At 66.9% G+C, this 13,642-nt stretch carries 12 protein-coding genes; 7 read left to right on the forward strand and 5 right to left on the reverse strand.

Features of this window, described 5'->3' with window-relative positions; all coding sequences use genetic code 11:
- Positions 1-42: 42 nt before the first annotated feature.
- From CK489_RS24935 to CK489_RS24945, 3 genes are all read left to right on the forward strand, one after another.
- Positions 43-189 (forward strand): hypothetical protein, encoded by a 147-nt coding sequence (locus tag CK489_RS24935; protein WP_244486004.1) that lies wholly within the window; start codon positions 43-45, stop codon positions 187-189.
- Positions 190-381: 192 nt separating this feature from the next.
- The gene (locus CK489_RS24940) at positions 382-1,299 is read left to right on the forward strand and encodes an SDR family NAD(P)-dependent oxidoreductase (RefSeq protein WP_050626977.1); all 918 of its coding nucleotides are present in this window, start codon (positions 382-384) and stop codon (positions 1,297-1,299) included.
- A gap of 2 nt (positions 1,300-1,301) precedes the next feature.
- The gene (locus CK489_RS24945; protein WP_095734163.1) at positions 1,302-2,525 is read left to right on the forward strand and encodes a BaiN/RdsA family NAD(P)/FAD-dependent oxidoreductase; all 1,224 of its coding nucleotides are present in this window, start codon (positions 1,302-1,304) and stop codon (positions 2,523-2,525) included.
- 6 nt (positions 2,526-2,531) lie between these two features.
- Here the strand turns inward: CK489_RS24945 and CK489_RS24950 are convergent, their stop codons facing one another.
- Complete coding sequence (locus CK489_RS24950; protein WP_095734164.1) at positions 2,532-3,749, reverse strand: MFS transporter; 1,218 nt, start codon at positions 3,747-3,749, stop codon at positions 2,532-2,534.
- A 93-nt stretch (positions 3,750-3,842) separates the two neighbouring features.
- On the opposite strand from CK489_RS24950, the gene CK489_RS24955 reads away from it, so the two are divergent.
- Positions 3,843-4,745 carry a LysR family transcriptional regulator gene (locus tag CK489_RS24955; protein WP_050626975.1) on the forward strand — a complete coding sequence of 301 codons (903 nt, stop codon included), beginning with the start codon at positions 3,843-3,845 and terminating at the stop codon, positions 4,743-4,745.
- Here CK489_RS24955 and CK489_RS24960 read toward each other — a convergent pair.
- The 3 genes from CK489_RS24960 to CK489_RS24970 all read right to left on the reverse strand — a co-directional run bounded on the left by CK489_RS24960 (position 4,742) and on the right by CK489_RS24970 (position 8,258).
- Positions 4,742-5,821, reverse strand: coding sequence for a D-TA family PLP-dependent enzyme (locus CK489_RS24960; protein WP_050627077.1), 1,080 nt, complete (start codon positions 5,819-5,821; stop codon positions 4,742-4,744). The two genes, CK489_RS24955 and CK489_RS24960, sit on opposite strands and share 4 nt — an antisense overlap.
- A gap of 117 nt (positions 5,822-5,938) precedes the next feature.
- A complete protein-coding gene (locus CK489_RS24965) occupies positions 5,939-7,756 on the reverse strand; it encodes an ABC-F family ATP-binding cassette domain-containing protein (protein ID WP_095734165.1) in 1,818 nt (605 codons plus the stop codon).
- 4 nt (positions 7,757-7,760) lie between these two features.
- Positions 7,761-8,258, reverse strand: a complete 498-nt coding sequence (locus CK489_RS24970) for a YaiI/YqxD family protein (protein WP_095734646.1) — start codon at positions 8,256-8,258, stop codon at positions 7,761-7,763.
- 134 nt (positions 8,259-8,392) lie between these two features.
- Between CK489_RS24970 and CK489_RS24975 the strand changes: the two genes are divergently transcribed.
- Positions 8,393-9,196, forward strand: coding sequence for a hotdog family protein (locus CK489_RS24975; RefSeq protein WP_095734166.1), 804 nt, complete (start codon positions 8,393-8,395; stop codon positions 9,194-9,196).
- Positions 9,197-9,805: a 2-hydroxychromene-2-carboxylate isomerase gene (locus CK489_RS24980; protein ID WP_095734167.1), complete on the forward strand. Its 609-nt coding sequence runs from the start codon at positions 9,197-9,199 to the stop codon at positions 9,803-9,805.
- Positions 9,806-9,989: 184 nt separating this feature from the next.
- Here the strand turns inward: CK489_RS24980 and CK489_RS24985 are convergent, their stop codons facing one another.
- Entirely contained in the window at positions 9,990-12,362 is a 2,373-nt protein-coding gene (locus CK489_RS24985) for a xanthine dehydrogenase family protein molybdopterin-binding subunit (RefSeq protein ID WP_095734168.1), read from the reverse strand.
- Positions 12,363-12,571: 209 nt separating this feature from the next.
- On the opposite strand from CK489_RS24985, the gene CK489_RS24990 reads away from it, so the two are divergent.
- A complete protein-coding gene (locus tag CK489_RS24990) occupies positions 12,572-13,615 on the forward strand; it encodes a Ppx/GppA phosphatase family protein (RefSeq protein ID WP_095734169.1) in 1,044 nt (347 codons plus the stop codon).
- Positions 13,616-13,642 lie beyond the last annotated feature (27 nt).

Here is a 13,642-nt window from a genome sequence, read left to right on the forward strand (position 1 = left end):
ATCATGTCGCCTCTAGGCGGTGCGGTCCCGGGAGTGGCAGCCATGGTGCAGAACATCGTCGCCGGACTTGTCGTGGTCGGTTTGCTTCTGATCGGCTCGATGAGCTACGCCCAGGAGCATCACGAGTGCTGGAGCGGGCACCTGCTCAAAAGCCTGAAGCCCTGCGGATCGATGACCCCTTCGGTCTAACCCCCCCCTTGGCCCGGTCAGTGCCGCACTTGACCCGGCCATCCATCGCTGCTCAAAAGCTGCCAATCGCGGGTGGGTGAGGGGTCTGTCTCCACGCAAAGACTCTCACATGCGCTCGCGGAGACCCCTTATCCGGCGCGCTGCGCGCCATCTTCTCCCACAACGGGGAAGGGAAGAACAGGAATCAACGGCATGGCAATCAGGTTTGACGGACGCGTCGCAATCGTCACCGGCGCGGGCAATGGTCTTGGGCGGGCGCATGCGCTGGGGCTCGCCAGCCGCGGCGCCAAGGTCGTGGTCAATGATTTCGGCGGCGCGCGCGACGGCACCGGCGGTTCGCTGTCGCCGGCCGAGACTGTGGTCGAGGAGATCCGCAAAGCCGGCGGCACCGCGATGGCCGACGGCGCCGACGTCTCGAACTTCGAGCAGGTCACCGCAATGGTCGAGCGCGCCACCAAGGAGTGGGGCAGCGTCGATCTGCTCTGTGCCAATGCCGGCATCCTGCGCGACAAGTCGTTCGCCAAGATGGAGGTTGCCGACTGGGCCAAGGTGCTCGACGTGCATCTGACCGGCACGTTCTACTGCTGCAAGGCGGTGTGGGCCGGCATGCGTGAGCGCAATTACGGCCGCATCGTGCTGACGACCTCGTCGTCCGGCCTGTTCGGCAATTTCGGCCAGGCCAATTACGGTGCGGCGAAGGCCGGCATGGTCGGCCTGATGAACGTGCTCGCCGAAGAGGGCCGCAAGAACAACATCAAGGTCAACACCATCTCGCCGACGGCTGCGACCCGCATGACCGAGGAACTGCTGCCGCCGCAGGCGCTTCAGCTGATGAAGCCGGAGGCGATCACGCCGGCGGTTGAATTCCTGCTCAGCGAGGATGCGCCGACCCGCACCATCATGGGCGCCGGTGCCGGCTCGTTCGCCGTCATCCGCGTGCTGGAGACCGAAGGCGTCAACCTGCCGCAGGCGGAGTGGACGCCGGACGGTGTCGCCGCGCACTTCAACGCGATCAGTGACATGTCGACCGCGAAGGCGCTCCAGGGTGCATTCGAGCAGACACAGAAATACGTCGCCCAGGCCGCCGCGCGGGCCGGGATCAAGCTCTGAGCATGAAGGTCGCCGTCATCGGAGCCGGACCTGCCGGCCTGATGGCGGCGGAGGTGCTCGCGCAAGGCGGCGCAGAGGTCACCGTCTACGACGCGATGCCGTCGGCCGGCCGCAAGTTCCTGATGGCCGGACGCGGCGGGCTCAATCTCACCCACTCCGAGCCGCTGCCGGATTTCCTTGCGCGCTATCGCGAGGCGATGCCGCATCTCAAATCCACGGTCGAGGCATTCCCGCCCGATGCCTTGCGCGCCTGGAGCGAGGTGCTGGGTCAGCCGACGTTTGTCGGCACCAGCGGCCGTGTATTCCCAAAAGCCTTCAAGGCATCGCCGCTGCTGCGCGCCTGGCTTCGCCGGCTCGATGGCGCGGGCGTCGCGTTCGCATTCCGGCATCGCTGGGTCGGATGGGATGCGCAGGGTGCACTGCTGTTCGAGATACCCGACGGAAAGCGCGCGGTTAGGGCTGACGCGACCGTGCTCGCGCTCGGTGGCGCGAGCTGGCCGCGGCTCGGCTCGGACGCTGCCTGGGCGGAGCTCCTGGCGGCGAAGGGCATTGCCGTGGCGCCGATGCGACCGGCCAATTCCGGCTTCACCGTCGCGTGGTCGAATATCTTCCGCGACCGGTTTGAGGGGCAGCCGCTGAAGGGTATCGCCCTCACGATCGGTCCGCATACGGTACGCGGCGAGGCGGTCGTCACCCGCACGGGCATCGAAGGCGGCGCGATCTACGCGCTGTCGGCGGAATTGCGTGAGGCGGTGCTGGGCATCGGGCAGGCGACGCTGACGATCGCGCTGCGGCCGGACCTCGACGCCTCCGCGCTGACTACCCGCCTGTCCGGGACGCGCGGCAAGCAGTCGCTCGCGAATTTCCTGCGCAAGGCGGCGCAACTCTCTCCTGTCGGCATCGGGCTGATGCAGGAGGCGGCGATTGCCTCCGACCGGCCATTGACATCGTTCTCGCCGGCAGAGCTCGCGCGGTTGATCAACGCGATTCCGGTTCAGCTCACGGGCGTCGCGCCGATCGCACGCGCGATCTCGAGCGCCGGCGGCATCAGGTTCGACGAGCTCGACGCGCATTTCATGCTGCGGCGGCTGCCCGGCGTCTTCGCCGCCGGCGAGATGCTCGACTGGGAGGCGCCGACCGGCGGCTATCTGTTGCAGGCATCGTTCGCGACCGGCTTTGCCGCCGGGAAGGGCGCGTTGAGCTGGCTCGCGCAACGCGCCTTGTGAGGCGGCTTATTCCGTACCCGTCTTCGTTGCAAGATCGGTGATCAGGCCGAGCACGCCGAACGTGGCGGCGACCGCGCAGACCGCCGTCCAGCCGCCATAGCTCCACGCCGTGGATGCTGCTGCCGCGCCGACCGCGCCGCCGATGAAGAACAGCGCCACGAACAGGCCGTTGATCCGGCCGCGCGCCTCGGGTTGCAGCAGGTTGACGGCGCGGCGGCCGAGCGTCTGGTCGGTGGTGATGCCGAAATCGAGCAGCACGGCGCCGACACCAAGCAGTGAAAGGGCAGCGACCTGCGACTCGATCATGCCGGCCCAGGCGCAGAGCGCCAGCGCACCGGCGATGAGAAGGTGCGAGACGATCAGCAGCGGCCGCGCAAGACCGCGATCGCCCCAGCGGCCGGCGAGCGGCGTCGCTGCGGCACCGGCAACGCCGATCAGCGCGAACAGCGCTATTCCCCTGGCATCGAGCTTGAACGGCGCCTCCGGCAGGCGCAGCGCGACAGCAGCCCAGAACGCGGTGAAGGGTGCCATCACCAGCGCGGCCGTCCAGGAACGCACGCGCAGCACCGGCTCCTCGCGCAACAGTTTGGGGAACGAACGCAGCAGCGCGCCGTAGCTGACTCTTGCCGCCGGCTGCAAGGTCGGCAGATAGCGCGCCAGCGCGCCGGCGAGCACCGTCATCAGTACGGCCGAGATGACATAGTAGCCGCGCCAGTTCCAGCTGTCCGCGATCAGGCTTGCCAGCGGCCGCGACAGCAGGATGCCGATCATCAAGCCGCTCATGACGTCACCGATCGCCTGTCCACGACGTTCCGGCGGGACCATCGACGCCACCAGCGGCACCACCATCTGGATCGCGGCGCAGGACGCGCCGAGGATGAAGGTGGCGGCGAGCAGGATCACCGGCGTCGGGGCCATCGCAGTGCCGATCGCGGCGATGATGGCGCAGGCCAGCGTGCGCAGGATCAGCCGTTTGTTCTCGACGAGGTCGACCAGTGGCACCAGCAGCAACAGCCCGAGCGCGTAGCCGAGCAGGGTCAGCGTCGAGATCAAGCCGGCTTGGAACGCTGTCATGCCGAGCGAGCGGCCGATCAGGCCAACCAGGATTTGCGGGGCAAACAGATTGGTGACGACGGTGCCGGTCGTGATGGCGCCGATCCAGATCAGGGGACGCACCGAGACGGTGCGGTCAGGGGAGAGTTTGGTGGCTTCGGAAATGGTCATGGGACCTCGGGAGGAAGTGGCGAGGCCCCCTTTAGGGGATCGGACTAATATGCTACAATTCAAATAAGATGATGAAGAATATGCGAGATTGTTATGAACACGCATGACCTCGTGGCGTTCGTCGCCGTGGTGGAGACCGGATCCATCGTCGCGGCGTCGGCGCGGCTGAACCTGACCCAGCCCGGTGTGACGCGGCGGATCCAGAATCTCGAGGAGATGCTCGGCGCGCAGCTGCTCGACCGGCTGTCGAAGCCGCTGAGGCCGACGGCTGCGGGGATCGAGGCCTATGAGCAGGGACGCCGCGTGCTGCGCATGCTTGACGACCTCAAGTCGGGCGTCGCCAATGACGGCGTGGTGCGCGGCGAGTTCAGGCTCGGCCTGACGCCGTATTTGTCGGAGGCGGGGCTGGCCGGTCCGCTCGATGCGGTGCGCGCGGAGTTTCCCGCCCTCGCAGTGCGCGTCGTTGCGGGTCTCTCGCCGCACCAGGTCGACGCGGTCTCCCGCAACGAGCTGGACGCGGCGGCGATCTGCATTCCGGACGGTGCCGTGCCGCCGGCGGACCTAGCCGCCGACGATCTCGGTGCGCAGCCGGTCATCTTCGTCGTCGCGCGCGACATCAAGCTGCCGAAATCCGCCGACCTCGAATGGCTGTCGCGCATGGGATGGGTGATGAACCAGGACGGTTGCGGCTTCCGCCAAACATTGAAGCGCCAGTTCGAAGCCGCGCATCTGCCGTTCAACGTCGCGGTCGAGGCGCTCGACAGTGAGCTGCGGCTGTCGCTGGTCGCGCGCGGGCTCGGCATCGGCGTCGTGACGCCGGTCGCGCTGAAGCGAAGCGCGCTCCGTAACCGGCTTAAGGTGGTCAGGATCGAAGGGTTCAAGGCCGCGGTGCGCGCCTGGATCGTGCACCGTCCGCCCGCCGGCCGCCTGGCGCGGCCGATCGAGGTGTTTCGTTCGGCGCTGGATCAGGAGCTGCAGGCGCTGATCCGCGCCTAGCGCAGCTTGCCGCGCGCCGTCACCGGCAACGCGCCGATGATCTCGTCGCCGCGCACCATCACGACCTCGTCCATCATGTTGACGACAACGCAGACGTGATTGGGCACGATCCGCACGACGTCGCCGACATTCGGCCGCGTGTTGCTGCGGGATAGGTCGAGGAAGCCGTGCTCCTCGGCAAAGCGCGCGATCTTGGCCTCGGGATGTTCGAGGATCAGGCCATGGCCTTCGAGCCCGCCGGTGTCCGAGGTCAGCGTCTTGGAGCCGGCATCGAGGATGCCGCGCTCGGGGCCGGCGCGGCTGACCACGGTGGAATAGATATGCAGCGCGCAATCGTCCCAGGTCGCGACGCCGGCCGCGACCTGCATGCGGTCGTTGTAGATGTAGGTGCCGAAACGGTGCTCGGTGCCGCCCTTCAATCTGCCGAGATTGACGAGGTTCGGCGTGCCGCCGGTCGAGACGATCGCCGCATCGAGGCCGTGGGCGCGCACGCCGGCCAGCGCCTCGTCGTAGAATTTCTGCGCATCCGCCCAGCCGGTTTCGGTCGGGTACAGCATGAAGCCCGCGAAGCTCAGGCCCTTTGAGCCGGCGATCTCGCGCGCCAGCGCGATCGCCTCGGCCGGGGTCTCGACGCCGGCGCGCTTGCGCCCGGTATCGCATTCGACAACGACCGAGAGCGGACGGCCCGAAGCGGCCGCCGCCTTCGGCAGATCGCCGATAACGACGGAATTATCCGCCGCGACGGTGACGTTAGCCTTGCCTTGCAGCGCGCCGAGCCGCGCCATCTTCTCGTCGCCGAGCAGATTGTAGCTGATCAGGATGTCGTCGATGCCGCTGTCGGCCATGATCTCGGCTTCGCCGAGCTTCTGGCAGGTGATGCCCCTGGCGCCGGCCTTGATCTGAAGCTGCGCCAGCATCGGATTCTTGTGGGTCTTGATGTGCGGCCGGTTGGCGATTCCGGCCTCGTCGCAGGCCTTCTGGATGCGCGCGATGTTGCGCTCGACCCGGTCCATGTCGATCACGGCGCAGGGCGTGCCGTATTCCCTGGCGATCTTGGCGGCGAGGGGCGTGGTCATTGTCTGTCCTTCTTCTCCGGCCTCGTAGGATGGGTAGAGCGAAGCGAAACCCATCGATATTGGTCGTCTTGCCGTGATGGGTTTCGCTTCGCTCTACCCATCCGACGGCTCTACGAACTATGCCTGCTCAATCTCTTCGCGCAGCACTTCGAGTTCGAGCCAACGGTCCTCGGCGGCGGCGAGCTCGTCCTGTGCCTTGGCGATCGCCGCGGAAGCGGCGTCGAATTTCTTGCGATCCTTCGCATAGAGATCGGGATCGTCGAGCAGCTTCTGCTGCTTGGCGATCTCGGCGTGCAGCTTGTCGATCGTCTTCGGCAGCGTCTCCAGCGCGTGCTTCTCGTTGAAGCTCAGCCGTCGCCTCGGTGCGGCTTCGGGCGCCGCGGCCCTGGCTTCCTTCTTCTCTTCAGTTGGGGCTTCTGCCTTCACCGTCTCGCGCTTCACATCCGTGCCGCGCTGCGCCAGCATGTCGGAATAGCCGCCGGCATATTCGATCCAGCGGCCATGGCCCTCGGGCACGATCACCGACGTCACGACGCGGTCGAGGAAGTCGCGGTCGTGGCTGATCAGGATCACGGTGCCCTCGTAGTCGCCGAGCATGTCCTCGAGCACGTCGAGGGTTTCGAGATCGAGGTCGTTGGTCGGCTCGTCCAGGATCAGGAGGTTCGACGGTTTTGCCAATGCGCGGGCCAGCATCAGCCGGCCGCGTTCGCCGCCAGATAGCGCTTCGAGCGGCGTGCCGCGCTGCTCCTGCGCGAATAGGAAATCCTTCATGTAGCCGATCACGTGCTTCGACTTGTCGCCGACCATGACGTGATCGCCGCGGCCGCCGGTGAGCGCCTCGGCGAGCGTCAGCTTCGGATCGAGGCTCTCGCGGTGCTGATCAAGCGTCGCCATCTCGATATTGGCGCCCAGCCGCACCGAGCCGGAATCGGGCGGATCGTTGCCGATCAGAAGATGCACCAGCGTGGTCTTGCCGGCGCCGTTGGGGCCGACGATGCCGAGCCGGTCGCCGCGCTGGATCCTAGTCGAAAAGCCGTCGACGATCTTGCGCTCGCCAAAGGCCTTGGCGATGTTCTTGGCCTCGATCACCAGGCGGCCGGATTTCTCGGCCTCGGCGGCGGCGAGCGTGGCATTGCCGGTGGCGCCGCGATAGTTGCGGCGCTGGTCGCGCAGCGCATGCAGATTGCCGAGCCGCTTGACGTTGCGCTTGCGGCGGCCGGAGACGCCGTAGCGCAGCCAGTGTTCCTCGTTGACGATCTTGCGGTCGAGCTTGTGCTGCTCGCGCTCTTCTTCGGCCAGCACCTCGTCGCGCCATTCCTCGAAGGCGCCGAAGCCGCGCTCGATCTGCCGGATCTGGCCGCGGTCAAGCCAGGCGGTGGTGCGCGACAAATTGGTGAGGAAGCGGCGGTCATGGCTGATCAGCACCAGCGCGCAGCGCCGGCGTTCCAGTTCGCCTTCGAGCCATTCGATGGTCGGTAGGTCGAGATGGTTGGTCGGCTCGTCCAGCAGCAGGATGTCGGGCGAGGGCGCCAGCACCCGCGCCAGCGCCGCGCGGCGCGCCTCGCCGCCGGAGACGTGCGCCGGGTCTTCCTCGCCTGTCAGGCCGAGTTGCTCGAGCAGGTAGCGCGCCTGGTAGTGATCGTCGCCGGGGCCAAGGCCGGCCTCGACGTAGGCGAGCGTCGTCTTGTGCTCGCCGAAATCAGGCTCCTGTGGCAGATAGCGAATGGTGGCGCCGGGCTGCACGAAACGGCTGCCGGCGTCCGGCTCGACCAGGCCGGCCGCGATCCGCAGCAAGGTCGACTTGCCGGAGCCATTGCGGCCGATCAGGCAGACACGTTCGCCGGCGGAGACCGACAGCTCGACGCCTGACAGCAGCGGCGTGCCGCCAAAGGTCAGGCTGATGTCCTTGAGCTGGATCAGAGGAGGCGGAGCCATCGCGCTAACTCCCGTTCGCCGGTGCCTGCTCGGCGCGGCGGCGCTGGATGCGGCGGATGGTCTGGTCGAGCGTCGACAGGAAGGTCGAGCGGTCGCGCGGCGAGTATGATTTCGGCCCGCCGGTGATCTCGCCGGACGAACGCAGGTCAGTCATCAGGTTGCGCACCGCGAGCGTCATGCCGATCGATTGCTCGGTGAAGGGCTTGCCGTTCGGCGCGATTACGTCGGCGCCGGCCTTCACGCAGCGGCTCGCCAGCGGAATGTCGGCGGTGATCACGACGTCGCCCGCATGGGCGCGTTCGGCGATCCAGTCGTCGGCGGCATCCATGCCGGAACCGGCGGCGATGCGCTCGATCAGCGGATCCTGCGGTACACGGATGAAATTGCCCGCGACCACGCTGACCGGCACGCCGAGCCGGATCGCGACGCGATAGATTTCGTCCTTCACCGGACAGGCGTCGGCGTCGACATAGATGCGGGTCAGGGCGGGGGGTTCAGTCATCGATTCAGGGTTCGCAGGCACGGCCTGCGTGTACTCCATGGTGCGGAAAATTGCGAGCAAAACGAGAGGCTTGTCACGCTGCCCGGTTCGACTACGATTGCCTGCGAAAAACAACCGAAATAAGGGGAAACCCGATGTCTTCGACGACCGCCGCGCAGACCTATCGCGTCTCGGCCTACAACACCTCCAAGCTCTCGGAAAACAAGATCCACGACGACACGGTGGCGCGGAAGTTCGGCTTTTCCGGCGGTCTGGTGCCCGGCGTCGACGTGATGGCCTACATGATGCACCTGCCGGTCGAGAAATGGGGCCGCGATTTCCTCGAACGCGGCCTGATCGAGGCGCGGTTCGTCAAGCCGGTCTATGACGGCGAGATCGCGGAACTGACCGGCCGGGAGACCGGCAATGGACTGTCGATCGAACTCCATAGCCGCGGCGAGCTCTGTGCCACCGGCACTGCGTCGCTGCCGGCGTCTTCGCCGGCATTCACGCTCGACGACTACAAGCAGGTCGCCGCGGTTGCCGAACGCAAGCCGGTCAGTGCGTCGTCCTATGAGGAGGGCAAGTGGCTCGGCGTCATCCCGCGCGACTGGTCCGGCGATGCGGCGAAGGAGTATCTCGCCGATATCAGGGAGACCGACCCGATCTATCTGCGTGAGGGTCTCGGCCATCCCGGCCTGCTGCCTCGGGTGATGAACAAGGTCTTGGTCGACAATGCGATCCTCGGGCCCTGGATCCATGTCGGCACCCGCATGCAACTGTTGTCGGCCGGTAAGATCGGCGACCAGCTCACCGCGCGCGCCAAGGTGACCGGCAATTACGACAAGAAGGGCCACCGCTTCGTCGAGCTCGACGCGCTGGTGCTCGGCAACGGCATCCCGCTCGCGCATTGCTGGCACATCGCGATCACCCAGCCCCGCGAACAGGCGGCGGCGTAGATGTCGGTCATCATCGACTATTACCTGTCGCTCAACTCGCCATGGACGTTTATGGGCAGCGCGCCGTTTGCCGAGATCGCGCGGCGCCATGGCGCGATCGTCAACGTCAAGCCCTGCAAGTTCGGTCCGATCTTCGAGCAGACCGGTGGCTTGCCGCTGCCAAAGCGCTCGCCGCAACGGCAGGCCTACCGCCTGGTCGAGCTGAAGCGCTGGCGTGAGGTGAGGGGCATTCCGCTCAACGTCGAGCCCAAGCATTTTCCGAGCGACGACCTCGCGGCGGTGCGTCTCGTCATTGCTGCCGCCCTGCAGGGCAAGGATGCCCACCGGCTGTCGCTGGAATTCGGCCGCGCCATCTGGGAGCGCGAGGAGGCGCTCTCCGACGCGGATGTCATGTCGGCGGCCGCGCAACGTGCCGGCCTCGACGCCGCGGCCGTGCGCGCAGGCGCTCCGTCGGATGCCGAGCTTGACCGGATCTACGAGGCGAACACGCAGGACGCGCTGAAGGCCGGCGTTTTCGGCGCGCCGAGCTACGTGCTGCCGTCCGGCGAGATTTTCTGGGGGCAGGACCGCCTGGAGTTTCTGGAACGCGCGCTGAAGAAATCGGCTTGATCGGACCCGAGCGGGCGCCGGCGTAGGGAAGGGGCGAAAACCATCCACACGCAACTGTCATACCCCGCGCATGCGGGGTATCCAGTACGCTGCGGCTTGTCGGTTCTATCGCTGACGTCTCTGGAATACTGGATCACCCGCTTTCGCGGGTGATGACAGCGATGGGTGAGGCGAAGCGGCGCCCTTACGCCGCGTTCGCCTTGGCGTCCTGGATCGCGCGCCAGACGCGTTCGGGCGTCAGCGGCATGTTGATGTGCTTGACGCCGTATTCCGACAGCGCGTCCACCACGGCGTTGACGATGCAGACGAGGCTGCCGGCGCAGCCGGCTTCGCCGCAGCCCTTGGTGCCGAGCGGGTTGGACTTCGCCGGCGAGGGGTGATCGCCGACCTGCATCGCGGGCACGTCGCCGGCGCGCGGCAGAGCGTAGTCCATGAACGAGCCGGTGATCGGCTGGCCGGAGGCGTCGTAGCTGACTTCCTCCATCAGCGCCTGGCCGATGCCCTGCGCCACGCCGCCATGCAGCTGGCCCGCGACGATCATCGGATTGACCACGACGCCGAAATCGTTGACCGCCGAGTAGCGCACGATCCGCGTCACGCCGGTGTCGGGATCGATCTCGACCTCGGCGACGTGGCAGCCGTTGGGGAAGGTCGACGCGGTTTCCTTGGTGGCGTGGTCGACGTCGAGCGTCTCAGGCGTGCCCTCCGGCATCTTGCCGGCGCGCATCCGCTCGGCGAGCTCCATGATGCCGATCGAGCGGTCGGTGCCGGCAATGGTGAAGCGGCCCTGGCCGAACTCGATATCGGCCTCGGAGGCCTCCAGCATGTGTGCGGCGGCCTTCTTGCCCTTCTCGACGACGAGCGCGGAAGCCTCGACGATCGCCTGTCCCGTCGCGGTGATCGAGCGCGAGCCGCCGGTGCCGTTGCCGAACCGCACCAGATCGCTGTCGCCCTGTTCGAGCGTGATCTTCTCGAAGGGCACCCCGAGCTGCTCGGACAGCACTTGGGCGAACGGCGTGGCGTGCCCCTGGCCGTAATCCAGCGTGCCGGTGGTGAGCTTCACCGAGCCGTCGGGCTCGAAGGTGATCTTGCCGAGCTCGCCAGAGGGCGGCGCGGTGACCTCGAGATAGGAGCCGACGGCGATGCCACGCAGCTTGCCGGTCTTCCTGCTCTCCTTCTTGCGCTTGGCGAAATTGTCGTAGTCGGAAATCTCCAGCGCCTTCTGGAACACGCCGGCGAAATCGCCGCTGTCGTAGGTGACGCCGGAAGCCGCCGGGAATGGCAGCTGCGACGGCTTGATGAAGTTGCGCTTGCGCAAGGTGAAGCGGTTGATGCCCATCTCGTCGGCGGCGGCGTCGATCAGCCGCTCCATGTAGTAATTGGCCTCGGGCCGGCCGGCGCCGCGATAGGCGCCCATCAGCGTGGTGTTGGTCAGGACCGTCTTGATGTCGACGCCAAGCAGCGGCGTGCGATAGACGCTGGCGAGGTTCTTGCCGGTGTTGAGCGACAGCGGTCCCGGCGCGACGCCGGTGATGTAGGCGCCGAGATTGCCGTAACCGGAGAGGCGCACCGCGAGGAACTTGCCGTCGGCGTCGAGCGCGAGCTCGGCATGGATCAGTTGCGCGCGGCCCTGGCTGTCGGACAGGAAGCTGGTCGAGCGTTCGTCGAGCCACTTCACGGGACGGCCGAGCTCGCGCGCCGCATGCGCGATGCAGGTGTATTCGGGATAGTTGAGGTTCTTCATCCCGAACGAGCCGCCGACATTGCCGGTGAGGATGCGGACCTTGTCGGCGGGCACGTTGAGCAGGCGCGCCAGGATTGCCTTGTTGCCGGAGACGCCCTGGGTCGGCACCTGCAGCGTGAAGCGCTCGGTCGCCTTGTCGTAGTGGGCGAGCGCGACGCGCGGCTCCATCGAGACCACGGCGACGCGGGTGTTGACGATGTCGAGTTTGGTGACGTGCGCGGCGGCGGCGAACGCAGCCTCGATCTTCGCGGTGTCGCCATAGTGATAGTCGAGCGCGACGTTGTTGGGGATGTTGTCGTAGAGCTGCGGCGCGCCGGGCTTGGCCGCTTCCGCCGCATCCGTCACCGCCGGCAACGGCTCGATGTCGACCTCCACGGCCTCCGCGGCATCGCGGGCCTGCGCCGCGGTCTCCGCGACCACGAAGGCGACGGGATCGCCGACGAAGCGCACCTTGTCGGTGACGAGCGCCGGGCGGTTGGTCTGCAGCAGCGGCGAGCCGTCGCGATTCTTCAGCGGCAGGCCGCAGGTGAACGGCTTGTAGCCGGCGGCCGCGAGGTCGGCGCCGGTCCATACCCCGAGCACGCCCGGCATCGCCTTGGCGGCTTCGGTGTCGATCCCCTTGATCAGCCCGTGGGCATGGGAGGAGCGCACCATCCAGCAGATGGCCTGGCCGGGCAGGGAGAAATCGTCGGTGTATCGGCCCTTGCCGCGCACCAGGGTGTCGTCCTCCTTTCGTCGAACGGGCTGTCCGACACCGTATTTTTGCAGTGCGATAGCGTTATCGAGGGAGGCGGGCGGCGTATGATCTTGCATCGAAAATGACCTGAAATGCCCGGATTTGCTGGAGTTTGGGGGCGTTGAGGAGATAACGCACGCTCCCCTTAACGACAACGCCCGATTGGGCATGGACCCAATGTGAACGGAGTTTGCGCAGGGCTTTGACGCTGCTAAAGTTTCCGTGAACGACAATTATTCGGCGGGCCCAGGGATCGCCCTTGGGGGCCTGCGGAAAGACAGTTTTGATGAACGACCATGTGCGGCTTTGCGACGGCCCTCCGGCCGGCGAAGCCCCGTCGGGGTTGGTTGCGGCGGCCGCGGAAAGCGGCGTCTACGCCGCGCTCGACCTTGGCACCAACAATTGCCGGCTCTTGATTGCCTGTCCCACTGGCGACGGGTTCCGCGTGGTCGACTCCTTCTCGCGGATCATCCGGCTCGGCGAGGGCATCGCAGCCACCGGCTCGATCAGCGAGGCGGCAATCGAGCGCGCGATCGCCGCGCTCGCCATTTGCAGCGACAAGATCCGCTATCGCAAGGCCCGCCGGCTGCGGCTGATCGCCACCGAGGCCTGCCGCGCTGCCGGCAACGCCGAGAGCTTTCGCGCGCGCGTCGCGGCCGAGACCGGCATCGAGCTCGAGGTGATCGATCGCGAGACCGAGGCGACGCTTGCCGTGATCGGCTGCTCGCCGCTGCTCGATCCGAAGGGGCGTGGCGCCATCCTGTTCGACATCGGCGGCGGCTCGACCGAGCTGGTGCGGATCGAGCGTGATCCGGCTGCGCCCGATCTGCCGCCGCGCATCAAGGCGTGGATGTCGATCCCGCTTGGCGTCGTGACCCTCGCCGAACATTTCGGCGGCAGGAACGTGACCCGCGAATTGTACGCGCAGATGATCGAGGAGGTCGCGCGCCACGTCGCGCCGTTCGCGGCCGAGCATGGCCGGGACCTGCGCGACATGCACATGCTCGGCACCTCGGGCACCGTGACCACGCTCGCCGGCGTCTTCCTCAATCTGTCGCGCTACGACCGCCGCCGCATCGACGGCATCTGGATGAACGATGGCGACGTGTCAGCGACGATCCAGAGGCTGCTTGGCATGAGCTATGAGGCGCGCGTCAACAACAGCTGCATCAGCGTCGAGCGAGCCGATTTGGTGCTCGCCGGCTGCGCGATCCTCGATGCGATCCGCAACGCGTTCCCGATGCCGCGGCTCCGCGTCGCCGATCGCGGCCTGCGCGAGGGCATGCTGGTCGAGATGATGCGCGAGGACGGCGCGCTGCGGGCGTGCTAGAACACGCCCAATCACACCAATCCAAGA

Origin of the sequence: Bradyrhizobium sp. UFLA03-84 (assembly GCF_002289535.1) — a bacterium.
GTDB classification, from domain to species: domain Bacteria; phylum Pseudomonadota; class Alphaproteobacteria; order Rhizobiales; family Xanthobacteraceae; genus Bradyrhizobium; species Bradyrhizobium viridifuturi.